The sequence below is a fragment of the Aliarcobacter sp. genome (assembly GCF_041672065.1).
GTDB lineage: Bacteria > Campylobacterota > Campylobacteria > Campylobacterales > Arcobacteraceae > Aliarcobacter > Aliarcobacter skirrowii.
Map to the genome: position 1 here is coordinate 19,524 of NZ_JBAZAH010000009.1, position 24,167 is coordinate 43,690.

24 protein-coding genes are annotated in these 24,167 nt (G+C 28.8%); 12 read left to right on the top strand and 12 right to left on the bottom strand.

Annotation, left to right across the window (positions count from 1 at the left end; translation table 11 throughout):
• The first annotated feature begins 54 nt into the window (after nucleotides 1-54).
• The 7 genes from pheS to efp all read left to right on the top strand — a co-directional run bounded on the left by pheS (nucleotide 55) and on the right by efp (nucleotide 9,389).
• Nucleotides 55-1,047, top strand: a complete 993-nt coding sequence (gene pheS / locus WC168_RS02645; protein WP_066162776.1) for a phenylalanine--tRNA ligase subunit alpha — start codon at nucleotides 55-57, stop codon at nucleotides 1,045-1,047.
• Nucleotides 1,044-3,365, top strand: coding sequence for a phenylalanine--tRNA ligase subunit beta (gene pheT / locus WC168_RS02650; RefSeq protein WP_372617389.1), 2,322 nt, complete (start codon nucleotides 1,044-1,046; stop codon nucleotides 3,363-3,365). Before pheS ends, pheT begins: the two co-directional genes overlap by 4 nt.
• Before the next feature lie 10 nt (nucleotides 3,366-3,375).
• Entirely contained in the window at nucleotides 3,376-4,653 is a 1,278-nt protein-coding gene (aroA, locus tag WC168_RS02655; protein ID WP_372617391.1) for a 3-phosphoshikimate 1-carboxyvinyltransferase, read from the top strand.
• A gap of 9 nt (nucleotides 4,654-4,662) precedes the next feature.
• A complete protein-coding gene (locus tag WC168_RS02660) occupies nucleotides 4,663-5,502 on the top strand; it encodes a 4-hydroxy-3-methylbut-2-enyl diphosphate reductase (RefSeq protein ID WP_066162785.1) in 840 nt (279 codons plus the stop codon).
• A 64-nt stretch (nucleotides 5,503-5,566) separates the two neighbouring features.
• Complete coding sequence (locus tag WC168_RS02665; RefSeq protein ID WP_320340466.1) at nucleotides 5,567-7,219, top strand: 30S ribosomal protein S1; 1,653 nt, start codon at nucleotides 5,567-5,569, stop codon at nucleotides 7,217-7,219.
• A 13-nt stretch (nucleotides 7,220-7,232) separates the two neighbouring features.
• The gene (gene serA, locus WC168_RS02670; RefSeq protein ID WP_066409603.1) at nucleotides 7,233-8,819 is read left to right on the top strand and encodes a phosphoglycerate dehydrogenase; all 1,587 of its coding nucleotides are present in this window, start codon (nucleotides 7,233-7,235) and stop codon (nucleotides 8,817-8,819) included.
• 9 nt (nucleotides 8,820-8,828) lie between these two features.
• A complete protein-coding gene (gene efp, locus WC168_RS02675; RefSeq protein ID WP_066162793.1) occupies nucleotides 8,829-9,389 on the top strand; it encodes an elongation factor P in 561 nt (186 codons plus the stop codon).
• Between the two features lie 45 nt (nucleotides 9,390-9,434).
• Here efp and ribD read toward each other — a convergent pair whose 3' ends face one another.
• The 12 genes from ribD to nadA are packed head-to-tail and all read right to left on the bottom strand — an operon-like array spanning nucleotide 9,435 to nucleotide 20,568.
• Nucleotides 9,435-10,442 (bottom strand): bifunctional diaminohydroxyphosphoribosylaminopyrimidine deaminase/5-amino-6-(5-phosphoribosylamino)uracil reductase RibD, encoded by a 1,008-nt coding sequence (gene ribD / locus WC168_RS02680; RefSeq protein WP_372617395.1) that lies wholly within the window; start codon nucleotides 10,440-10,442, stop codon nucleotides 9,435-9,437.
• A gap of 12 nt (nucleotides 10,443-10,454) precedes the next feature.
• The gene (gene rimP / locus WC168_RS02685; protein ID WP_066162799.1) at nucleotides 10,455-10,883 is read right to left on the bottom strand and encodes a ribosome maturation factor RimP; all 429 of its coding nucleotides are present in this window, start codon (nucleotides 10,881-10,883) and stop codon (nucleotides 10,455-10,457) included.
• Nucleotides 10,880-11,242, bottom strand: a complete 363-nt coding sequence (gene rbfA / locus WC168_RS02690) for a 30S ribosome-binding factor RbfA (RefSeq protein WP_066162801.1) — start codon at nucleotides 11,240-11,242, stop codon at nucleotides 10,880-10,882. The genes rimP and rbfA overlap by 4 nt, the downstream gene beginning before the upstream one ends.
• 1 nt (nucleotide 11,243) lies before the next feature.
• A complete protein-coding gene (gene infB, locus WC168_RS02695; protein ID WP_066352774.1) occupies nucleotides 11,244-13,841 on the bottom strand; it encodes a translation initiation factor IF-2 in 2,598 nt (865 codons plus the stop codon).
• On the bottom strand, nucleotides 13,831-14,106 hold the full coding sequence (locus tag WC168_RS02700; RefSeq protein ID WP_066162804.1) for a DUF448 domain-containing protein: 276 nt from the start codon (nucleotides 14,104-14,106) through the stop codon (nucleotides 13,831-13,833). Before WC168_RS02700 ends, infB begins: the two co-directional genes overlap by 11 nt.
• Before the next feature lie 33 nt (nucleotides 14,107-14,139).
• Nucleotides 14,140-15,021, bottom strand: coding sequence for a homoserine kinase (thrB, locus tag WC168_RS02705; RefSeq protein ID WP_066162807.1), 882 nt, complete (start codon nucleotides 15,019-15,021; stop codon nucleotides 14,140-14,142).
• Between the two features lie 11 nt (nucleotides 15,022-15,032).
• Nucleotides 15,033-15,485 (bottom strand): hypothetical protein, encoded by a 453-nt coding sequence (locus tag WC168_RS02710; protein ID WP_372617398.1) that lies wholly within the window; start codon nucleotides 15,483-15,485, stop codon nucleotides 15,033-15,035.
• Between the two features lie 8 nt (nucleotides 15,486-15,493).
• A complete protein-coding gene (lpxC, locus tag WC168_RS02715; RefSeq protein ID WP_066162813.1) occupies nucleotides 15,494-16,399 on the bottom strand; it encodes a UDP-3-O-acyl-N-acetylglucosamine deacetylase in 906 nt (301 codons plus the stop codon).
• Nucleotides 16,396-17,775: a M23 family metallopeptidase gene (locus WC168_RS02720; RefSeq protein ID WP_129098581.1), complete on the bottom strand. Its 1,380-nt coding sequence runs from the start codon at nucleotides 17,773-17,775 to the stop codon at nucleotides 16,396-16,398. Before WC168_RS02720 ends, lpxC begins: the two co-directional genes overlap by 4 nt.
• Entirely contained in the window at nucleotides 17,768-18,754 is a 987-nt protein-coding gene (locus WC168_RS02725) for a bifunctional oligoribonuclease/PAP phosphatase NrnA (RefSeq protein WP_066162819.1), read from the bottom strand. Before WC168_RS02725 ends, WC168_RS02720 begins: the two co-directional genes overlap by 8 nt.
• A 6-nt stretch (nucleotides 18,755-18,760) precedes the next feature.
• Complete coding sequence (nadC, locus tag WC168_RS02730) at nucleotides 18,761-19,582, bottom strand: carboxylating nicotinate-nucleotide diphosphorylase (protein WP_372617401.1); 822 nt, start codon at nucleotides 19,580-19,582, stop codon at nucleotides 18,761-18,763.
• On the bottom strand, nucleotides 19,579-20,568 hold the full coding sequence (gene nadA, locus WC168_RS02735) for a quinolinate synthase NadA (RefSeq protein WP_066162826.1): 990 nt from the start codon (nucleotides 20,566-20,568) through the stop codon (nucleotides 19,579-19,581). The genes nadC and nadA overlap by 4 nt, the downstream gene beginning before the upstream one ends.
• Before the next feature lie 91 nt (nucleotides 20,569-20,659).
• Between nadA and plsY the strand changes: the two genes are divergently transcribed.
• The 5 genes from plsY to WC168_RS02760 form a co-directional block, all read left to right on the top strand.
• Nucleotides 20,660-21,283: a glycerol-3-phosphate 1-O-acyltransferase PlsY gene (gene plsY, locus WC168_RS02740; protein ID WP_279133307.1), complete on the top strand. Its 624-nt coding sequence runs from the start codon at nucleotides 20,660-20,662 to the stop codon at nucleotides 21,281-21,283.
• A complete protein-coding gene (locus tag WC168_RS02745; RefSeq protein WP_066352784.1) occupies nucleotides 21,280-21,591 on the top strand; it encodes a dihydroneopterin aldolase in 312 nt (103 codons plus the stop codon). The genes plsY and WC168_RS02745 overlap by 4 nt, the downstream gene beginning before the upstream one ends.
• Nucleotides 21,592-21,603: 12 nt before the next feature.
• Nucleotides 21,604-22,200, top strand: coding sequence for a hypothetical protein (locus WC168_RS02750; RefSeq protein ID WP_066356291.1), 597 nt, complete (start codon nucleotides 21,604-21,606; stop codon nucleotides 22,198-22,200).
• A gap of 25 nt (nucleotides 22,201-22,225) precedes the next feature.
• Nucleotides 22,226-23,323 (top strand): peptide chain release factor 2, encoded by a 1,098-nt coding sequence (gene prfB / locus WC168_RS02755; RefSeq protein WP_372617404.1) that lies wholly within the window; start codon nucleotides 22,226-22,228, stop codon nucleotides 23,321-23,323.
• 245 nt (nucleotides 23,324-23,568) lie between these two features.
• A partial coding sequence (locus WC168_RS02760; RefSeq protein ID WP_372617406.1) for a phosphatidylglycerol lysyltransferase domain-containing protein occupies nucleotides 23,569-24,167 on the top strand: 599 nt, incomplete at its 3' end.

Sequence of the window (24,167 nt, forward strand, 5' to 3'; positions counted from 1 at the left end):
AGATACAATCGCAAGCTTATAAGAAAATTATAGATTATTTGAATAGGAAAAAAATTGGAACTTTGGATAAAAAAAATTGAGTCTTCAAAGAGTATTGAAGAGTTAGAATCTGTTAGAGTTGAGCTTTTAGGTAAAAAAGGTGTTCTTACTTTGGAATTTGCAAAGATGAAGGATATTCCAAATGAAGAGAAAAAAAGTTTTGCCCAAAACCTAAATCTTCAAAAAGAGCAAGTAACAAATGCTTTAGATAGCAAAAAAGAGTTATTAGAGTTTGAACTTTTAAATAAAAAATTGGAACTTGAAAAAATAGATGTAACAAAATTTAACAACACTATTAGTTCAGGCTCTGTTCATCCTGTTTCTGAAACTATGAATAGAATTATAAACTACTTTTTAAATCTAAATTTTGCTGTTGAAGAGGGTCCTTTGGTTGAAGATGATTTTCATAACTTCCAAGCTTTAAATCTCCCTGAATATCATCCAGCAAGAGATATGGCTGATACATTTTATAATAAAGATTATACACTATTAAGAACTCACACTTCACCTGTTCAAATAAGAACAATGTTAAGTCAAAAAGCTCCAATTAGAATGATAGCTCCAGGAACTGTTTTTAGAAGAGATTTTGATATAACTCACACTCCAATGTTTCATCAAATAGAGGGATTGGTTGTAGATGATGCTGATAAAATTTCATTTGCAAATTTAAAACATGTTATGGTTGAATTTTTACAACATATGTTTGGAGAGGTTGAAGTTAGATTTAGACCATCATATTTCCCATTTACAGAGCCTAGTGCTGAAGTTGATATATCTTGCGTATTTTGTAAAGGTAGTGGTTGCCGTGTATGTTCACAAACTGGTTGGCTTGAAGTTTTAGGTTGTGGAGTTGTAGATCAAAATGTTTTTGATGCTGTTAACTATAAAGATAAATCAGGATATGCATTTGGTTTAGGAATTGAGAGATTTGCTATGCTAATTCATAATATTGGAGATTTAAGATCACTATTTGAAAGCGATACAAGATTATTAGGACAATTTAAATGATAGTTACAAAAAAATGGTTAGAAGAGTTTGTTAATATCTCAAAAATTAGCACTGATGAGATATGTAAAACTTTAAATAGTATTGGTTTAGAGGTTGATAGCGTTGAAAAAAGAAGTGTTGCTTCTAAAGTTGTTGTTGGAAAAGTTATAAAAAAAGAGAAACATCCTGATGCAGATAAATTAAATATTTGTCAAGTTGATATAGGTTCAAAAGTTGAGCAAATAGTTTGTGGAGCTTCAAATGTAGATGAGAATCAATTTGTTGCTGTTGCAACAGTTGATGCAGTTCTTGGTGATGATTTTAAAATAAAAGCAGCAAAACTAAGAGGTGTTGAATCAAATGGAATGATATGCTCTTCAACAGAACTTGGTCTTCCAAAATTAAATGATGGAATAATGGTTTTAGATAACTCAATTGGAGAGTTAGTTTTAGGAAAAGAGTTAAAAGATTATCCACTTATAAATGATGATGTAATTGAGATTGGTCTTACTCCAAACAGAGGTGATTGTCTAAGTATTCTTGGAGTTGCAAGAGAACTTAGTGCATATTATAATATTCCACTAAATATTTTTGAAAAACAATCAAATTTTGAAGGTTTAAGTATAGGTCAAAAATTCTCTATAGATGTTTCTAAAATAGACTCTAATCTTATTTATAAAGGTATTGAGATAAAAACTCTTAAGTTAGATCTACTATCAAATTTAAGAGTTGCAACAATATCAAAATATAAAGAAAACTTTGATATGAAAAATTCATTAGAGTATGCAAGTCACTCTATTGGTGCAATTTTAAATGTATATAATAGTAAAGATGCAAAAGTTAAAAATGATTTGTACTCATTTGAAATCAAAAAAAATAAAAATGGTTTTGATAGTTTTTATGCTAATGAGATTGAGCTTAGTACAATTGGTGTTGAACACAAAGATATAAAAGATTGCAGTGGAGATTTTTTAATTGAAGCATCTTATCAAAATCCTGATTATATCTCTAAACTTGTATTTGACAAAAAGATAAAAACAGGCGATGTTTTTTATAAAACTTCAAGAGGAAGTAATCCAGATATCGAGTTAGCAATGGATTATTATTGCGACTATTTAGCTAAATTTGGAGTTACAATTTATGCTGGTTCTAAAGAGTTTTTAGATGATTTCGAGAAAACAACAATTAGTACTAATATAAAAAAAATAAACTCTATAATTGGGCAAGATATAGATAAATTAGAGATTGAGAGAGTTTTATCATCTTTAGGATTTGAGATTAAGGACTCTGTAGACAATCTTGTTTTAGTAAAAGTTCCTTTATATAGACACGATATTAAAAATATTGCAGATATTGCTGAAGAGGTTATTAGAATGATTGGTATTGATAATATTAAATCAAAACCTTTAGCAATTGATGAAGTAAACAGAGTAAATAAGACTTCAAAAGATATTTTAAAGAAAAATAAAATTAGATACAAAGCTATTGAAAATGGTTTTTTTGAGACTTTAACTTATGTATTTACATCTAAAGAGAGCTTGTTAAAATATGGTTTTAAAACCGTAAAAGATGAGCTAGAACTCATAAATCCAATTGTAAAAGAGTTAAATACTTATAGAACAACTCTTCTTTTAAATTTAGTAGAAGCTTGTTCAAATAATTTTAAAACTGGTGCTAGAAGTGCAAGTTTTTTTGAAATTGGAACTATTTTTGATGAGAATAGAGTTGAGAGTAAAAAAGTTGCATTTATATTTAGTGGAGCAGCTGAACAAGAGTCTGTTTTAAATGCTGGTAAACCAAAAAACATTGACTTCTTTTCATTTGCTAAAAAAGTTTTAAATAGTGTTGGTGAATTTGAGCTTGAAACTATGACAAATATTGATAATAAATTTATTCATCCATATCAAAGTGCAAATATTGTAATTGATGAAAAAGTTGTTGGATTTATATCAAAACTTCATCCAAGTGTTGCAACTGATTATGATTTAAGTGATACTTTTTTTGCACAAATTGATTTTGATGCAATAAAAAATGAGATAATAAAAGTATCTTCATACTCAAAATTTCAAACTTCAAGAAAAGATTTAAGCATAATTGCACCAAAAAATATGGAATTTAAATTAATAAAAGATGTTATTAAATCTTTGAATAATCCACTAATTAAACAGTTTAATTTAATAGATATTTATAGTGATGAGAAGCTAGGAGAGTTTGAGAGTTTAACAATAAGATTTACTCTTCAAAGTGATGATAAAACACTTGAAGATGATGATATAAATGGTGTTATGAACTCAATTTTAGATATTTTAAAAGAGAAATTAAATATTACTTTAAGATAAGGAATAAAAAGTGAAAAATTTTTGTATCAATAGATTATCAAAGCCTTTTAATGTAGTTATAGACAATATAGCAAGTGATAAATCAATATCACACAGATGTGCGATGTTTTCACTTTTTTCTGATAAAACTTCGTATGTAAAAAACTATCTTTTAGCTGAAGATACTCTACATACTTTAAAAATTGTAGAGCAACTTGGTGCAAAAATTGTTCAAGATGGAAGCAGCATCGAAATTACTCCTGTAAAAAAACTAAGTGAACCTGATGATGTACTTGATTGTGGGAACTCTGGAACAGCTATGAGACTATTTTGTGGTTTATTAGCAAGCGTAGAGGGAAGTTTTGTTTTAAGTGGAGATAAATATTTAAGAAGCAGACCTATGAAAAGAGTTGCTGATCCACTAAGAAGCATTGGAGCAAAAATTGATGGAAGAGAGAATGGTAATAAAGCACCACTATTTATTAGAGGTGAAAAAAATCTTCAACCGTTTACTTACTCTTCTCCAGTTGATTCAGCTCAAGTTAAATCAGCTATGATTTTAGCAGCTTTAAGAGCTACTAATGTAAGTCGTTATAAAGAGAATGAATTAACAAGAGATCATACTGAGAGAATGTTAAAAGGTATGGGAGCTGAAATTTTTACTGATAATGAAGGATTTATTAATATAAAACCTTTAACTAACTATTTAAAACCTTTGAATATAACAGTACCTGCAGATCCATCAAGTGGATTTTTCTTTGCAGTTGCAGCTGCTATTAATAAAAATTCAAGAGTTGTAATAAAAAATGTATCTTTAAATCCAACAAGAATTGAGGCTTATGAAGTTTTAAAAAGAATGGGTGCAATAGTAAATTATATTGAAAAAGAGAATATTTATGAACCAATTGGGGATATTGAAGTAATTGGAAATGAGTTAAATGGTGTTGAAGTAAGCCAAAAGATATCTTGGCTTATAGATGAACTTCCAGCTCTTAGTATTGCAATGAGTTTAGCAAATGGTAAATCGCTTGTAAAAAATGCAAAAGAGTTAAGAGTAAAAGAGAGTGATAGAATAAAAGCTGTAGTTGATAATTTAGCTCTTTGTGGTGTAAATTATACAGAGTTTGAAGATGGTTATGAGATTGTTGGAGGAGAACTTAAAGCTGCAACAATTGACTCATTTGGAGATCATAGAATTGCTATGAGTTTTGCTATTGCTGGACTTGTTTGTGGAATGAATATAGAAGATGTAGAGTGCATAAATGCTTCATTCCCAAATTTTAAAGAGATTTTAGACTCTTTATACTAAGGATAAATTTTGAAAATTGAGTTAGCTAGTAGTTATGGTTTTTGTTTTGGCGTTAAAAGAGCTATAAATATTGCACAAAAATATGAAAATAGCGCTACTATGGGTCCATTAATTCACAATGAAGATGAGATTAATAGGTTAAAAAAAGATTTCAATGTTGGACTTTACTCAAACTTAAGTGATGTAAAACCTGAAGATACTGTAATTATTAGAACTCATGGAATTCCAAAAGATGAGTTAAAAGAGCTTAAAAAAACTACAAAAAAAGTTATAAATGCAACTTGTCCATTTGTAACAACTCCACAAAATATTGTAAAAAATATGTCAAAAGAGGGCTACTCAATAGTTATTTTTGGAGATATAAATCATCCTGAAGTTAAAGGTGTTATGTCTTATGCAACAGATATTGAAGATGTTCATATAATTCTTTGCAAAGAAGATTTAAAAAATTTAAAATTCAAAAAGAGTAAAATTGCTTGTGTTGCTCAAACTACAAAGAAAAAAGAGACATATTTAGAAATAGTAAATGAACTAATACTTAAAAATAAAGAGGTTAGAGTATTTAATACAATTTGTGATGCAACTTTTGAAAACCAAGATGCGGCTAGAGATATTTCAATAAAAGCTGATGTTATGATTGTAATTGGTGGAAAAAGTTCATCAAATACAAAACAGCTTCACTCTATTTGTTTAGAAAATTGCAAAGATTCATATTTAATAGAAAATGAACAAGAGCTTGAAATTTCTTGGTTTAAAGATAAAAAATTTTGTGGAATCACTGCAGGTGCCAGCACTCCTGATTGGGTTATTCAAAAAGTTATCAATAAAATAGAGGGCTTTAAACTATAATTTAAGCCTTTTTTTTGTACAATCTTCCTATTTTAAAAAAAACTGGTAAACAAGAAGGTACAAAATGCGTATGGAAGATATAGATTTAGGTGAAGACTTTGATTTTGAGCAAATGCTTAATGAGTCTTTTGAACAAGCAGAGAATAACTCTGTAGTTGATGGTGTGATTGTTGAAATTACTGATGATAGAGTTTTAGTTGATGTTGGTCAAAAAATAGAGGGACTTTTATCTTTAAATGAAATTACTGTAAATGGTGAGTTAAAATATAAAGTTGGAGATACAATTCCTGTTATGCTTATGGGAAATAGAGGTGAAAGACCAAATATTTCACATAGAAAAGTAATTCAAAGAGAAAAATTTGACAACTTCATAAAAGCTCATGGTGAAAATTTTGAAGATGTAGTTATTGAAGGAAAAGTAACAGCTGTAAAACCTAAAGGTGGTTTTACTATTGAAGATGAAAATGGTTGTGAATACTTTATGCCAATGGCTCAATCTTTTATGAAAAGCATTGGAGCAATCGGGAAAAGCGTAAAAGCTAAAGTTATTAAAGTAAATAAAAACCAAGGTTCAATAATAGTTTCAAGAAAAAAACTAATTGAAGAGAGCAAAAACTTAAAAGATGAAAAAGTTGCAAAAATTTTAGAAAATAAAGATGCAATTGATGGAGTTGTTAAAAAAATAACTTCTTATGGAATGTTTGTTGATTTAGGTGGAGTTGATGGACTTGTAAACTACAATGAAATCTCTTATAAAGGTCCTGTTAATCCTGCAAACTACTACAATGAAGGTGACACAGTTTCTGTTGTAGTTCTATCTTATGATAAATCAAAACAACACTTAAGCCTATCAATCAAAGCAGCTCTTTCAAATCCATGGGAAGAGATTAAAGATAAATTAGAAGTTGGAGATACAATTACTGTTACAGTTTCTAACTTTGAATCTTATGGTGCATTTGTTGATTTAGGAAATGATATAGAGGGTCTTTTACATATCTCTGAACTTTCATGGAACAAAAACATTAAAAATCCAAAAGATATTTTAACTATTGGTGATGAGATTAATGTTGAAGTTATTGAGCTTGATATTGATAAAAAAAGATTAAGAGTAAGTTTAAAAAATCTTCAAGAAAAACCATTTAATAAATTTATTAAAACACACAAAGTTGGAGATGTTTTAAAAGGTAAAGTTTCAACTCTAACTGAATTTGGAGCATTTGTTACTTTAGGTGATGTTGATGGATTATTACACAATGAAGAAGCATCTTGGGAACCAAATAATAAGTGTAAAAACCTATTCAAAAAAGGTGATGAAGTTGAAGTAAAAATTATCAAAATTGATAAAGAGAAAGAGAATATCTCACTTTCAATTAAAGAGATAGCTGAATCTCCTGCAAAAAAATTCCAAGATAACTATAAACTTGGTGATATTGTAAAAGGAAGCGTTAAAGATAAAAAAGATTTTGGAGTATTTATAAAACTTGAAAATAATCTTGACGGACTTATTAGAACAGAAGATTTTGGACCAGTTAATATTGAAGAGATTAAAATTGGTGATGAGCTTGAAGCAGTAGTAATAAATATTGATACAAAGAAAAATAGAGTAAGACTATCTATTAAAAGATTAGAGCAACAACAAGAAAGAGAGATGTTAAAGTCTGTAAATGATGATATGTCTATGACTCTTGGTGATATTTTAAAAGATCAAATAAAATAATAGGAATTTTTTAATGAGTAAACATACAATTGTAGTTTGTGACCATATTCACGAAGCTGGATTAAATATTTTACAAAACACTGAAGATGTTAATTATGTTTATGCAGCTGATGTTGACAAGGTTAAACTATTAGATATTATTAAAGATGCTGATGTTGCAATTACTAGATCTTCAACAGATGTTGATGAGAAGTTCTTAAATGCAGCAACAAACTTAAAAGCTATTATTAGAGCTGGCGTTGGTTATGATAATGTTGATATAGATGGTTGTAGCAAAAGAGGAATTATTGCTATGAATGTTCCAACTGCAAACACTATAGCTGCAGTTGAGCTTACAATGGCACATATGTTATCTTGTATGAGAAAGTTTCCATACGCTCATAATCAATTAAAAATTGATAGAGTTTGGAAAAGAGAAGATTGGTATGGAAATGAGCTTTATGGTAAAAAGCTAGGTGTTATTGGGTTTGGAAATATTGGTCATAGAGTTGCTCTTAGAGCAAAAGCATTTGAGATGGATGTAATTACTTATGACCCTTATATTCCAAGCACTAAAGCAACTGATTTAGGAATTAAATATACAACTAACTTTGATGATATTTTAGCTTGTGATATTATTACAATTCACACTCCAAAAAACAAAGAGACTATCGATATGATTAGTTTTGATGAGATTAAAAAGATGAAAGATGGAGTTGTATTAATAAACTGTGCTAGAGGTGGATTGTATAATGAAGAAGCATTAGTAGAAAACCTAAAAAATGGAAAAATTGCAATGGCTGGAATTGATGTATTCAAAAAAGAGCCTGCAACTTCTCATCCACTATTAGATTTACCAAATGTTACAGTAACTGCTCACTTAGGAGCAAATACAAAAGAGAGTCAAAAAGAGATCTCTATTCAAAGTGCAAACAATGCAATAGAGAGTGCTAGAGGAATCTCATATCCAAATGCCTTAAATCTTCCAATAGATGAGAGTAAAATACCTTCATTTGTAAAACCATATATAGAATTAACTCAAAAAATGGCATTTTTATTAGCACAAATTAGTAAAAGTGAAATTAGAGCTATTGAAGTAAGTGCTGAGGGTGAACTATCTGAATTTGTTGACTCTTTACAAACTTTTGCAAGTGTTGGAGTGTTAAGTGTTAGCTCTGGAAGTAGTGTAAACTATGTAAATGCAAACTTTATTGCAAAAGAGAAAGGTATTGATCTTTCAACTAAAGCTTTAACAAATAGTAGCGGATATAAAAATAAAGTTACTATTAAAATAACTACTTCAAAAGGTGTTAAATCAATCTCTGGAACTGTATTTGGTGAAGATGTTCAAAGAGTTGTTGAGCTTGATGGATTCAAAATTGATGTTGAGCCTAAAGGTAAAATGATTATTATGAAAAACAAAGATATCCCAGGAGTTGTAGGAAAAGTTGGAAATATATTAGGTCAAAATGGAATTAATATATCTGATTTTAGACTAAGTCGTGGAAAAGAGGGAACTGCATTAGCAGTTATTCTAATAGATGAAAAAGCAAACTCAAAAGTAATAAGTGAGCTTGACAGCCTTGAAGCATCAATTGCTGTTGCTTATGCTGAAATATAAGGAGAGATTATGGCAATTGGTATGAGTGAATTAAAAAAAGGTTTAAAAATCGAAGTTGATGGAATTCCATATAAAATTGTAGAGTATCAACATGTTAAACCTGGTAAAGGTGCTGCATTTGTTAGAGCAAAAATTAAATCATTTTTAAATGGAAAAACTATTGAAAAAACTTTCCATGCTGGAGATAAGTGTGAAACTCCAAATCTTGTTCAAAAGCAGATGCAATTTTTGTATGATGATGGTGAGTTACTTCAATTTATGGATGTAAATACATATGAGCAAGAAGGACTTACTTATGATCAAGTAGGAGATGCTAAAGATTGGATAATAGATGGAATGCAAGTAGATATGATGTATTTCAATGGTAAAGCTATTACAGTTGAGCCTCCAATGGTAGTTGAACTTAAAATTATAGAGACTCCACCAAACTTTAAAGGTGACTCTCAAGGTGGTAGAAAACCTGCTACTTTAGAAAGTGGAGCTGTTGTACAAATACCTTTTCATATACTTGAAGGTGATGTAATAAAAGTAGATACTAGAACAGGTGAATACTTAGAAAAAGTAAAATAGTAAAAAGCTAGATTTTCTAGCTTTTTACTAAAAATTATAAATTTATTAATCTCTCCTCTTTAAAAAAACAATCTTCTCATCACCTAAATAGTTTTCATGAAGTATCTCAAAATCAATATTTAAAGAGTTTGTAGCATTTATACCATCTCTTATCTTTGGACTTACAATTAAAACTACAAAATCTAACTTATCTTTTAAAACATCAAGTAAGTTATAAACACCTTCAACCATAATAAACTTATAATCAAGTATTTTAAAAAGATCATCACTTATTATTACTTTTCTATTTGGTACACTAAATAGTGGTATATTTTGATTAAAAGCTCTATTTTTACTATAAATAAATATATCTGGATTTTTACCCTTTACATACCTAGTGTCAAGTATAGGTTTATCTGTTCGTACAGTATTTCCACCAATTAAAAGTAGATCTATCTTATCTCTTAGCATATGAACATATAATTTAGCTCTTTGTGAGCTAACTTTACCATCAATCATACCATTTAGTGTTTGTGCCATTTTAAAGAAGATACAGCTTTTGTTTTGCCAAGATTTAAAAGGTAGAAGAAGATTATCACACTCTTTTTTTAAAACTTTTGTTGTAACTTTGATATTAGATTCTTCCAAAGTTTTAATTCCACCACTTGCTACTTTATTTGTATCAATTGAGCCAATAATTACTCTTTGTGGTTTTAAAATAGATAAAAGTTTTGCACAAGATGGAGTTTTACCGTGATGATTACAAGGTTCTAAAGTAGTATATATTTCACAATCATTAAAAAAATTATTATGATTTTTTATTAAATATTCATGTATATCAGAACTATTTTCTAATATTTTTAGTAAAGAGTTAGGCTCTTTGCTAAGAAGTGCTGTTTTTAAAGCATTTACTTCTGCATGAGCAAATCCTGCTTCTTTGTGAGCCTCTATTGCTAAAAGCTTTCCATCTTTTACAACAACGCACCCAACAGCAGGATTTGGATATGTTAAAAGTTGATATTTCCAAGCCTCATCAATGGCTAATTTCATATAGAAATTATCATCAATTTTCATTGTTTTATATTTTTACCACTCAAAATAAGTTGCTGCACTTAAAATATCATTATGAGCAATCTCTACTTCTAAATTATCTGTTTTAACAACTATTTTGTTCTCATCAGCAAAAATTAACTCCCCTTTAAAAACTTCTGTATCTATATTTTTTACTTTAACTTTTTCACCAACACTTGCAATAAAGTGTTCTATTTTTTTTAATTTTCTCTCAATTCCAGGAGAACTAACCTCAAGGTTATATTTTCCACCCATTGGCTCTTCTACATCTAAAAGAGGAGAGATAACTCTTGAAATCTCAGCACATTTATCTAAATTTACACCATCTTTTGAAGTTACAATAACTCTAAATATATTTCTATCATGCTCTTTAGTTGTAACAATATCATATAAGTTAAGTCCACTATTTTCAACTATTAGTTTAATTTGCTCTTCTAAATTCATTCTTCATCACTCTTTTTTGTTTTCTTTATTTTTGCAAATAGATCTTCTATATTTTTTGAATTCTCTAGGCTTGTATCAACTTCAAATCTAAAATTTGGGCATTTATACCATCCAGTTGCACTTAGAATTTCACTTTTTAATCTACCATTTGCTTTAATTAAATTTTTGATTATCTCATCATTTTGCTCTTTGCTAAAATCACTTCCATCAAAATATACTATTGCATCATATTTACCCTTTTTGCAATTAACTCCTGTAATTGCTAAAGAGTTTATAAGATCATTACTTAAAGATGATAGAGCTTGAGGAATAAGCTCCATTAGTAGTGATTCTGTTCTTTGAAGATTTATACTTTTCATATTAGTTATCTATAGAAACCTTCTCTTCAATTTGAATAAATGTTTCTATGAAATCTCCAACTTTTATATCATTAAATTTTTCAAACATAATTCCACACTCAAACCCATTTGCTACCTCTTTAACATCATCTTTAAATCGTTTTAAAGATGATATTTTTCCAGTATATGTAACAACTCCATCTCTAATAATTCTAGCGTGACCACCTCTGATTACTTTACCATCTGTTACCATACATCCAGCAACAGTTCCAATTTTTGGAACAACAAATGTATCTCTAACTTCTGCTTGTCCAGTATTCTCTTCTCTAATAACTGCACTCATCATTCCAGATAGTGCATCTTTTACATCATCAAGTAAATCATAAATAATTGAGTAAGTTTTAATATCAACACCATCAGTTTTTGCTTTTGCTTTAACTGCACCTGTAGGTCTTACATTAAATCCTAAAATTATACAACCTTCACTAGCACTTGCTAAAACAATATCACTTTCAGTAATTCCACCAACAGCAGAGTGAACAACTTTTACTTTAACTTCATCATTAGCAATTTTCTCTAAAGAGCCTTTAATAGCCTCTAAAGTTCCACCAACATCAGCTTTAATAATAACTGGAAGTTGTTTTATCTTACCTTCTGCAATTAATCCGCTCATCTCTTCAAGTGAAACTTTTGTAGATTTTGACAACTCTTTTAATCTTGCATGTTCAGCTCTTGTCATTGCAATTTCTCTAACCTCTTTTTCGCTATCCATTGCAACCATACTTGAACCTGTACTTGGAACTTCATTCAGTCCTAAAACTGTTCCTGTTTCACTAAGTCCTAACTCTTTTACAAGCTCTCCCATATCATTTGTAATAGCCTTTACTCTACCAAATGTTGTATCACAAACAATATTATCTCCAACTCTTAAAGTACCATTTTGAACTATAATATTAGCAACTGGTCCTCTTCCTTTTTCTAAAGATGATTCAATTACTGTAGCTTTTGCTTTTGCTGTTGGATCAGCTTTTAACTCTAAAAGTTCAGCTTGAATTAAAATATTCTCAAGTAAATCTTCAATTCCATCACCTGTTCTTGCAGATACTCCAATAAATTCAATATCTCCACCCCAATCAACAGGAGTTAAGTTTTTTTCAGCCATTTGTGCTTTTACCATATCAGGATTAGCACTCTCTTTATCCATTTTATTCATAGCAACTATTATTGGGCAACCACTTGCTTTTGCATGTGAAATAACCTCTTCTGTTTGAGCTTTAACTCCATCATCAGCTGCAACAACTATTATTATAATATCTGTAACATTAGCCCCTCTTGTTCTCATTGCACTAAATGCTTCGTGACCTGGAGTATCAACAAATGTAATTTTTTGACCATTTTTTGTAATTGTATAAGAAGCTATATGTTGAGTAATTCCACCAGCTTCACCTGATGCCACTTTTGAACTTCTAATTTTATCTAGAAGTGAAGTTTTACCATGATCAACATGCCCCATAATTGTAACAACAGGAGGTCTTGTTATAAATGAACTTGTATCAACTTCTAATTCATCATAACTCTCTTCATAATTTACATCTTCTAAGGCATCCTTTACAGTTACCTCTATTCCAAACTCTTCACCAAGAATCTCTAACTCATCTTGTTTTAAAAAGTCATTTTTTGTAACCATCATTCCAAGGCTAAACAAAACTTTTATAACCTCAGCTGGAGATTTTCCACAAGCTTCAGCAAACTCATAAACTCTAATATCTTCAGGAATTGTAACAGAAGTTATTTCAGCTTTCTCTTGAACTCTTACAACTCTTTTTTTTCTTTTCCCTCTTTTAAGTCCTGTTGGTGCATTTCCAAAAGCGGCTGGTTTTGAACTTCTTGAATGATTTGCACTATTAACTGGCTTTGGTTCATCAAAGATTTTGTATGTATCAGATAAATCCATATCAAATAAAACAACCTCTTCTCCTAATAAAGAGTCATCACTACTTTTAAACTCTTTATCATCACTTATAACTTCGATTTTTTTACCATGTTCTTGAGCTTTTATAGGAGTTTTTTTCTTCTCTTTTTTTACTTTTGAAGATGCAATATCAGCTTTTTTACTATTTTGATTTTCAAAGTTTTTATTTCCACTATCATCGCTGAATATCTCACTTAGAGATTTTTGAGATTTCTTTTGAACAACACTCTCTTTTTCAGGAGTTTTATTGTCAATCTCAGTATCTCTTTTTTTCTTAATAATTACAAGACCTTTTCTTTTTGGAACAACTTTCACAGCAGATACTTCAACTTCTTTATCGTCAATAGGAATATCTAAATCTTTTTTTGTAGCTTTTTTTATTGTAGTCTCTTGTTTTATAGGTTCAATTTTTTCCTCTTTAGACTCTTCTTTTTTTACTTCAATTTTTTTTGGTTTTTCTATAGGCTCTTTAATCTTAGAACTTTTTCCTGTAAGAATATATTGCATAATCTCTTCTGCATCTTCAAAAGATACAGCAGCCTGAGCTGTTTTTAACTCTATTCCTAACTCTTTTGCTTTTTGCATTACCTCAGCGCTTGTTGATCCAGCCTCTTCAGCAATTTCAAAAACTTTTACTTTATCTGACATCTAATAAAATCTCCTTAAGTTGTTTAACATGGTTTTCTTTATCTTTGCACTCTTTTTGGAGCACTTTTTCTAATCTTTTACTATCTTTTATACTAAGATCATCTTTTAGCTTTATTGTGCAAGGTTCACACAGATAAAAGCTTCTGCCAAATTTATTATAATATAGCAAACTACCGTTTTGATATACAAATCTCAAAAGCTCTTTTTGTTCTATTTTTGATCTACAAAAAATACAAGTTCTTAAGATTTTTTTCAAATTAGCCAAACATTATATCCAATTTTTCTTAAAATATGATTTTTAAAGTTCAACTCTAACTCCAACATTATCAAAATCTACACTTAGCACTTTAAAATGAGGAAACTTCTCTTTTAAAATAGTAGTTAATTTATTGCTATCTTCATTTAAACAAATGCTTAACATTGTAGAACCTGAGCCTGAAAGTGTACTCATTAAAGCACCATTTAAAAGTGCTATTTTTTGAACTTCAAAAAGCTCTGGCATATGTTTCATTCTATATTTTTGATGAAACATATCTTGTGAAGCATACTTTAACATATCCCAGTTTTCACTCATAAAAGATGCTGTTAGAAGCGATGAGTGTGAAATATTAAAAATTGCATCCTCTTTTGAGTATTTGTATGGAAGAGTTTTTCTTGATAGTTGAGTTGAGATTGCTCTATTTGGTATTACAACAACAGCTTTTAAAGTTTTTGGCATAGATTTATTTATATATTTAACTTCATTCTCTTGAACACTTGCAACACAAAAACCACCCATCACTGCAGGTGTTATATTATCTGGATGATTTTCATAAGCTAAAGCTAAATTCAATAATTTATCTTTTTCAAGTTTTATTCCCTCAATTGCATAAGCACTTGCAATTGCAGATACTATAACAGCAGATGAACTTCCTAAACCTCTTGATAGTGGAATTTCATTAAAAAATTCAAATCTAAAATGTCTCTTTCTTGAAGTTAAATTGTTATAAAAATCATTAAAAATAGAGATAAACATATTATTGTCTTTTAAAACAGGGTTATTAGAACCCTCACCTTTTAGTGAAACACTGTGAAATTTTGATGGTTTTATAATGACTTGATTTTTAAGATTTACTGCTAATCCTAAACAATCAAATCCTGGCCCTAAATTTGCACTAGTTGCTGGTACACTTACTCTCAAATATTCTCCTTTTAAACTGCTGGTAAATTATATATTGGAAGAGTATCTTTAGAAAACTCCAAAGTTTCTAAACCATTTGGTAATTTAAAATCCGAGATTTTACAACCTTTTTCTAAAAAATCTACTTTAAGACCATCTTTTGTATTTATGAAATATTTTTTTCCTAAAGCTTTTATTGGACTATTTTCATTAAATTTAAATCCATCAACTGCACAAAAATCTATATTTTTAATCATTGTAATAGTTTTTAGGAATATATAAGCAATTTTTATTGACATAAAAGAACCAGGAGTATTTACATAAGATACCCTTTTTATATCAAACTCTTCAAATATCTCTTTAAATTTTATTGGGAGCAAATCAGATGTAAGACCATCTAATCTATACTCCTTAATCAATTTTTTATTTTCATAAATTCCAACTAAAAGTGGATTTGATATAGTTATAACTAAAGCTTCTGTCAAATTTACCTCTAATTTAACTCTTTAGCATAGGCTAATTCAAAGGCATTTGCCTCCTCTTTTGCCTCTTCTAAATCAATTATTTCATAATTCTCTTTATCTTCATAAAGTTTTTTTGTTAAAAGATGATTTAGATGATGACTTCCAGCAACTGCTTCATACTCACCAATCATTGTGTACTCTAAAAGTGCCATATCACCAATTGCATCTAAAATCTTATGTCTTACAAACTCATTTTCATATCTAAGACCTTCTGGATTTAATATTTTAGTTTCATCCAAAACTATTGCGTTTTCCATACTTCCACCAAGAGCAAGTCCTATACTTCTTAAATATTGAACTTCATGCAAAAATCCAAATGTTCTTGCTTTTGCAATACTCTCTTTGTACTCCTCTATTGAGTAATCAAAATGATAATTTTGAGTTCCTATTGCTGGATGTTCAAATTTTATTTCAAAATCATAAACTATTTTATTTGATGGTTTTAAAGCTACTCTTTTTCCATCAGGAGTTTCGACAACAACCTCTTTTTTAATTTTAATTGCTTTTTTGGGTTGATCTTGCTCTTCTATTCCAGCCTCATCTATTAACATACAATATCCAGAAGAACTTCCATCTAAAATTGGTATCTCATCATTATCTAAAACAATTCTTAAATTATCTATTCCATAAGCATATATTGCACTTAAAAGATGCTCAATAGTTGAAACTACTACTCCATCTTTTCCTAAAACTGTTGCCATTTTTGTATCCACAACAAACTCTTTTTTAAGAGGTATTGTAACACCTGCATCGCTTCTATAAATTATAATTCCACTATTTGAAGGAAGTGGTTCTAACCTCATTTTTACAGGTACACCCTTATGTAAACCAATTCCAACTATCTCTACACTTTTTTGTAAAGTTCTTTGTTTCATTCTATGCCCTTTATAATATCTTTCGCATTATATATTATATTTACAATATTTTCATCAATCCACTTAGCATCTAGCCACTCACTAGGATTTGCCTCTATTCCTTGTATTAATATTCCAAAGTGTAAATGATCTCCAAAAACTGCACCAGTTGAACCTGTATTTGCTATATATGTTCCAGCTTCAACCATATCACCAACTTCAACTTTTTGACTACTTGTATGTGCATATAGTGATGATAAACCTAATCCATGATCAATTATTATACTCTCTCCATAAATACCTAAATAATCTTTAAATATTACTCTTCCACTATTTGATGTATATACATTTGCATGTTTTACACTAGCCCAATCTATTCCTAAATGCCAAGCCTCATCTATTTTTACATCATTATAATAGTAGTGTCTTCTCTCTCCAAATCTTGCAAAAGTTTTTGCACCTTTCATTCTTAGAAATGGTTTTATATCAAATAAGACTGGCTCTTGATTAAAGTTCTCTATTACAACATTTCTAATTGTTTTTAGATTGTTCTCTCTTAGCTCTTTATTTGTTTTTATAAAAATCTCTTCAGCACTATTTGGAACTTGCAAGTTACTCATCTCTAAAACATTTTTAGAGACACTATATATAAATGAGTCACTAATCTTTAGTTTATCAATTTTTGGTTCATAAGATTGAATATAATAAGGAACTCTTTGAATTGTTTTATTTCCAGCCTTATCCATACTTACAATATTGAACCCTTTAAACTCTTTTAAATCAATTGGCCAAGTTACAATTGATACAAAATAACCCTCTTTTTCAAATGGAAATAGTTCAAATATAACATCGTCATTAAAAGTTACATAATAATCTTTTAAATTAGCATCTTCAATTTTTGCAACAACAACAGCACTTCCACCTTGTTTTATAGAGTAAGAGTTTGATAAAACTTCTACTTTTGGATATGTTCTATCTATAACAATATCAACACTTTTTGTTGATTCCTCTTTTAATAAATGGTTTATTTTATTATCATCCATTGCAGTAACTTCTAAAATTAAATTCGATGATGAATTTAAATTATTTGTTTTTGGTGGAAAAATTAAATATGTATGAACTTGTGAATCTAAATCCTCTTTTAAAATTTTACTATCAAGTTCTATTAGGTTTTCACCATCTTTTAAAACTGCTTTAAAATTTGCAATTTTTCTTTTACTAACTATATCAACAGCTAACTCTTTTTTAAGATTCCAATAGATTTTCTCTTCATTTGTCTCTAATTGAAAATATATATCTGGTTTACTTTTACCTAATAAAAAAATATATGAACCTAAACCTACAATAGCTAATAAAACAACAATAATTATAATATTTGAATAACCTTTTTTACGCATAAATCTTCTTTACTTCCTTTAACACTAAATTTTTTACTTCAACTACATCACCAATTTGTATTGTGCATCCAGAAGCATTAAAATGACCTCCACCATCAAAAATCTTTGCTATTTTCGATACATCAATATCACCTTTACTTCTTAAAGATACTCTGCAACTTCCATTTATATATCTAACAAAAAGAGCTATTTTTACAATACTCATACTCATAACCATATCAAGAGCATCTTCACAATCTCTACTATGAGCTCCTGTTTGTTTAAACCACTCACCAAGAGCATAAATAGTTGCTATTTCTCCACTTTGATGAAGCTCTAAACTATCTAAAACTTTTGGAATAATTCTATATTTTGCCAAAGAGTCTCTTCGTAAAAGCTTACTTGCAATAAATGAAGGATTAGCTCCACACTCAACTAAAAAGTTTATTTTTTTAAATGTTTTCTCATCACATCTTGGAAGAGAAAAGGCTAAAGTATCATCATAAATACCACTATATAGTGCAATAGCACTATTTTTTGAAATATTTAAACCATTATATTTAAAAAACTCAAATACAAGTTCAGCTGTACTACTTTTATATGGATCTACTATATTTATAGTTCCAAAATTCTCATTTGAAGCATGATGATCAAAATTTATTAAAGGTATATCTTTTGGAACTTCAAATCCAAGTCGTTTATAAGTTCCACAATCAAAACTTATAGCTAAGTCATAAAATGGTGGAAAAATATCTGTTATTTTTTCAAATCTACTTAAAAAATCTAAGTTTTGTGGCAAATCAGAGCTAATATTAAAAACCTTATGTTTTATCTTATTTTCATACAAAAGGTTTGAAATAGCTAAAGCAGACCCAATAGAATCTGGATCTGGATTTACATGAGTTATTAATAAAATATATCTACTATTTTTTATTAGCTCTAAAGCCTCTTGATATAAATTTGTATCAACTTGATTTTTAAAAGTAAAATCTTTTTTCATAATTTATTAATCAACTCTCATTGAAAAATCAAGCCATGTTGCTTGATGAATTATACTTCCACTACTAACAGCATCAACACCTGTTTTTGCATAATCGCAAATAGTATCAAGATTTATATTTCCACTTGCTTCAATTAAAACATGAGGATATGAGCTATCTTTAAACATTACAACTTCTCTTATTTGATCCAAAGTCATATTATCACACATAATAATATCAGCACCAGCACTCATAGCTTTAATAACTTGTTCCATTGTCTCACACTCTATCTCTATTTTTGTAACCCAAGAGATTCTTTTTCTAGCTATTTTTACAAACTCACAAAGATCATCAATAGTTCTTAAGTGAGTATCTTTTAACATCAAACAATCATCAAGTCCAAGCCTATGATTTATAGCTCCTCCAACTCTTGAAGCATACTTTTCAAAATCTCTTAAATGTGGTCGTGTTTTTCTAGTATCAAGTAAAACAACTTTGTAACCTTCAAGTTTTTTTACATACCTATTTGCCATTGTTGCAATTCCACTTGCGTGTTGAAGCATATTTAAAAGTGTTCTCTCGCATGATAGAAGTTTTGCAGCTCTTCCTTCAAGTGTTGCTAAAATATCACCAGCAAGAATTTTATCTCCATCTTTTTTTAAAAAATTTATCTTTATTTTTTCTGTTTGAGCCAAAATCTCTGCATACTTAGCACCTGCTAAAATTCCTTCACTTTTTGAAATTATTTTTGCTGTAAATTTACCTTCAGGAGCAATATCATAAAACAGATCCCCTCTTCCATTATCTTCATTGATTGCATGTTTTACAAATCTTTTTATATTTATCATATCTCAAACATCCTTTGTAGAGCTATTTTCGCCCATTTTATAGTATCTTCATCTACTGTTATCTCTGTTAGTGGAGATATTTTGTTATCTTTTATAGATTTTAAAGTTGCATATAAATGCTCTAAAGTTGTCTCATTCATAGTTGGACACTCTGGTTTTGTTGAACTTAAAATATATGTATTTTTCTCTCTTAAACGATTTACCATATTAAACTCTGTTCCAACAACAACTTTTTGCTCAATTGGTAAATTTTTTATATATGTTATAAGTTGTGAAGTTGATCCAATAAAATCAGCTTTTTCACAAACTTTTGGATCACACTCAGGATGAACTGCAACCAAAATACCTGGATATTTAGCTCTATAAAAATCTATATCATCAACATTGAATTGTTGATGTACGCTACAAAATCCATTGTAACAGATAATATCTGCATCTTTTAAATTAGTTCCATCTCCAACAACTGCTGATTTAAGGTTTAAACTTTTAGCAAAATTTTGTCCCAAACAACGATCTGGAACAAAAAATATTTTTTTACCAGATTCTAATCCTTTTTCTATAATTTTGTAAGCATTTGATGATGTACAAACCATTCCACCCATCATTCCAACTCTTGCTTTTACTCTTGCACTTGAGTTAATATATGTGATTGGTAAAATATTTTCATTTGAAATTCCAGCTTCATTTATTAATTTTAAATTCTCTTCAAAATAACCCTCATCTATCATTCTTGCCATTGCACAACAAGCAATTCTTGGCATTAGAACTATTTTTTCGGGGCTCATTATTTTTACACTCTCTCCCATAAAACCAACACCACAAAAGACTACATATTTTGTTTTAGTATCCATAACTTTTTTAGCAAGCTCTAAACTATCACCTGTAATATCAGCTAATTCAAAAACTTCATCTCTTTGATAAAAATGGGCTACAACAGTAACATCTAACTCTTTTTTTAGTTTTAAAATCTCTTCTTTTAAATTCAATAGTAGTACCTTCTAAATTTTTATTAAGTGGGAATATATCAAAAATTTAGTTATAATCTCATTTAATTTTAAAAAACAACAAAGGTATTTGATGGATTTTCTGACAAATCAAAATATAATTTTCTATATATTAGCCTATTTATTTGGTTCTATTCCTTTTGGTCTTATTTTGGCAAAAATTTTTGCAGGTGTTAATGTAAAAGAGTCTGGAAGCAAAAGTATTGGAGCTACAAATGTTTTAAGAGTTGTAAAAGAGAAAGACCCAAAGTTGGCAAAAAAACTAGGTCTTGCAACAGTTATTTTAGATGCAATTAAAGTTACTATTACTCTTTTAATTGCTATTAGCTTTAATGTAAGCCAAGAGACACTTTGGATGATTGCAGTTTTAGGAGTTTTAGGTCATTGCTACTCAATATTTTTAGGATTTGAAGGTGGAAAAGGTGTAGCAACAGGACTTGGTGCTTATATAGTTTTAATTCCTTATGCTACTATTATTGGTGCTATTGTTTGGGCATTTTGCGCAAAAGTTTTAAAAATATCATCTTTATCTTCTTTAATTGCACTAATAGCTGTTTTAGTAAGTGCAAATTTTATATATGATGGTTTAAATGTTGGATCAAACGTACCAATGTATCTAATAGCTTTTATAGTTTTTTATAAACATATCCCAAATATCATTAGACTTGTAAAAGGTGAAGAGAAAAAAGTTGTATGAAAATAGAGATTGAAAATCTATCTTTTAAAACAATTATTGGAATACTTGATTTTGAAAGAGTAAAAAAACAGAAAGTTATAATTAATATATCTTTTGAGTATGAGTTTAAAAATGGTGAATTTATAGATTATGCTGAAGTTTCAAAACTTATCAAAAATAGAGTAAAACAGATGAAATATTTTTTACTTGAAGATGCTTTAGAAGATTTAAAACAAATTTTAAATGAAAATTATGATATTTTTAATCTTAAACTAAAAATTACTAAACCTACAATTATGAAAGATTGTATTGTTAGTCTATCTATTTAAAAAGGAATTATTATGAAAAAAAGAGTTTTATTGGCTATTTCACTTTTAGCTACAGTTGCATCTGCAAATACAACAATGTGTTTTAAAGAGAATCATAAATCTTTATCAACAATTGAGACAGTAGCACTTGATGGTGGTGAGTGTGCTGGAAAACATTCAGTTAATGATATGAAAAAAATGGGTTATATTGTTTCAGATATAAAAATAAATGGAAATAACTATATTTATATATTTAAAAAAGAGCAACAAAACAGTAACTCTAATCAAAATATTGCTCAAATGGATTTAGATGCTATTAGTGCTTCGGTTTTAGCAAAACAAAAAGAGAAAGAGGACTTAAAAAAAGAGCAAGAAGCAAAGGTTAGAGTTGAAGATGCAAAAACTATCTATATCTCAAAATGTCAAAACTGTCATGGAGAAAAAGGTGAGAGCTATATTGGTGGTTCAAGACTAAATAAACTTAGCGAAGATGATATGTTAGCTGGTTATAAAGAGTATGTTCATGGAGTTGGAAATAAATCAAGTTCAGTATATTCAAGTTTTCATATAAATAATTTAAATGATAAAACTGTAAAAGATATTAAAAAATATTTAGATTCAATTAACTAATAATTAAAATAAGGATTAAGCATATATGGATGCGTACGAATATTCGGAATTACTAAAATTACTAAATACAAAACTAAATAATATAAAAGGTATTTTAAAACCAGATGAGTTAAATGCTAGATTAAAAGAGATAATTGAGCTTGAAGCTAGTCAAGATTTTTGGAATGATGTTGAAAATGCCACAAAAATTGGAATAGAAAAAAATAGAATTTTAGGAAAATTAAATAAGTTTAATAAAGCTTATGACTCTTTAAATGGTACAAATGAACTTTATGAAATGGCGTATAGTGAAAAAGATGAAGATACATTACAGCTTTTATATGAAGAGGCTGAAGATTTAGAAGATTTAATTAAATCAACTGAAATATCTGTAATGCTTTCAAATCCTGATGATGCACTAAATGCTATTGTTACAATTCATCCAGGAGCTGGTGGAACAGAGTCTCAAGATTGGGCGAGTATATTGTACAGAATGTATTTAAGATGGGCTGAAAGAAATGATTTTAAAGTTGAAGTTCTTGATTATCAAGCTGGAGATGAGGCTGGAATAAAAGATGTAAGCTTTGTAATACGAGGTGAAAATGCTTATGGATATATGAAGACTGAAAATGGAATTCACAGACTTGTGCGAATCTCTCCATTTGATTCAAATGCAAAAAGACACACATCTTTTACATCTGTAATGGTGAGTCCTGAAATTGATGATAATATTGATATTGTAATTGAAGATAAAGATATTAGAATTGATACATACAGAGCAAGTGGTGCTGGTGGTCAGCACGTAAACAAAACAGAGAGTGCTATTAGAATCACTCATATTCCATCTGGAATTGTTGTTCAGTGTCAAAATGATAGATCTCAACACAAAAACAAAGATAGTGCATTTAAAATGCTAAAATCAAAACTATATGAGCTTGAACTTGAAAAACAAAGAGATAGTAAAAATAGTGGTGATAAGAGTGAGATTGGTTGGGGACATCAAATTAGATCTTATGTTTTACAACCATATCAACAAATAAAAGATAGTAGAAGTAACATTGGATATTCAAATGTAGATGCAATTTTGGATGGTGATATTACTAAAATGATGGAAGATGTTTTAATAGCTACAAATACAAACTAAAAATTAATTTTAAATTAAAAATGGGAAAAATTTGAAGATATTTCTTCTACTGAATATAAATTTACTCAAAATAGTATTAAACCATATATTGGTTTAAATCTAAAATTCTAATCTAAAATTTTTACAAAATAACTTCATAAAGTGCCAAGAAATGGCACTTTATACAAAATTCATTTTTTCTTATTTTATCAACTGCAAAACCTTAAAATAGTAGTATAATTCGCAAAATTCTAAAGGAGTAAATCTTGTCAACTTTGACAATAAACAGTGTACCATTAATTCCATTTGATATAAAAGCAAAAGATCAAATGAAAAAATATTTAAAAGAGATAAATGTCGATTTAAGCGACTATACATTTGCACAAAACTATATTTGGTTAAGCTCTTCTAGCGGTTTTTATTGCATTATAGAAGATACTTTTTGCTTTTTTGTTTTAAGTGGTGGAGAGTTATCTATGCTTCTTCCACCTTTGGGTAAAAAAGAGAGTGTTCATAAAGCAATTTTTAAATGCTTTGAGATTATGAATGCAAACAATAGCAACAAATACTACTCAAAAATTGAGTATGTTCACGAAGAGATGTTAGAAGGGTTTGTAAATCATCTTGAAGAGGGTACATTAATCTTTGAGGCTTTAGAAGATTTTTTAATTGAGAAAAAACTGGTAGATTATATTTATAAAATTGATGACTTAATTGAGCTAAAAGGTGATGCTTATAAATCAAAAAGAAATGAGATAAATAAGTTTAAAAAAGCTTATCCAAACTATAGAATTGAGATTCTTGATACAAAAGTTCACTCTACTTTAATTTTAAATCTATTTAATAAATGGGTTAGTGATAGAAC

Coding starts and splice junctions, on each gene's coding strand:
- pheT (WP_372617389.1), top strand. CDS start 1,044: ATGATAGTTACAAAAAAATGGTTAGAAGAGTTTGTTAATATCTCAAAA.
- WC168_RS02665 (WP_320340466.1), top strand. CDS start 5,567: ATGCGTATGGAAGATATAGATTTAGGTGAAGACTTTGATTTTGAGCAA.
- serA (WP_066409603.1), top strand. CDS start 7,233: ATGAGTAAACATACAATTGTAGTTTGTGACCATATTCACGAAGCTGGA.
- efp (WP_066162793.1), top strand. CDS start 8,829: ATGGCAATTGGTATGAGTGAATTAAAAAAAGGTTTAAAAATCGAAGTT.
- ribD (WP_372617395.1), bottom strand. CDS start 10,442: ATGAAAATTGATGATAATTTCTATATGAAATTAGCCATTGATGAGGCT.
- rimP (WP_066162799.1), bottom strand. CDS start 10,883: ATGAATTTAGAAGAGCAAATTAAACTAATAGTTGAAAATAGTGGACTT.
- rbfA (WP_066162801.1), bottom strand. CDS start 11,242: ATGAAAAGTATAAATCTTCAAAGAACAGAATCACTACTAATGGAGCTT.
- infB (WP_066352774.1), bottom strand. CDS start 13,841: ATGTCAGATAAAGTAAAAGTTTTTGAAATTGCTGAAGAGGCTGGATCA.
- lpxC (WP_066162813.1), bottom strand. CDS start 16,399: ATGAAACAAAGAACTTTACAAAAAAGTGTAGAGATAGTTGGAATTGGT.
- WC168_RS02720 (WP_129098581.1), bottom strand. CDS start 17,775: ATGCGTAAAAAAGGTTATTCAAATATTATAATTATTGTTGTTTTATTA.
- WC168_RS02725 (WP_066162819.1), bottom strand. CDS start 18,754: ATGAAAAAAGATTTTACTTTTAAAAATCAAGTTGATACAAATTTATAT.
- nadC (WP_372617401.1), bottom strand. CDS start 19,582: ATGATAAATATAAAAAGATTTGTAAAACATGCAATCAATGAAGATAAT.
- plsY (WP_279133307.1), top strand. CDS start 20,660: ATGGATTTTCTGACAAATCAAAATATAATTTTCTATATATTAGCCTAT.
- WC168_RS02745 (WP_066352784.1), top strand. CDS start 21,280: ATGAAAATAGAGATTGAAAATCTATCTTTTAAAACAATTATTGGAATA.
- WC168_RS02750 (WP_066356291.1), top strand. CDS start 21,604: ATGAAAAAAAGAGTTTTATTGGCTATTTCACTTTTAGCTACAGTTGCA.
- prfB (WP_372617404.1), top strand. CDS start 22,226: ATGGATGCGTACGAATATTCGGAATTACTAAAATTACTAAATACAAAA.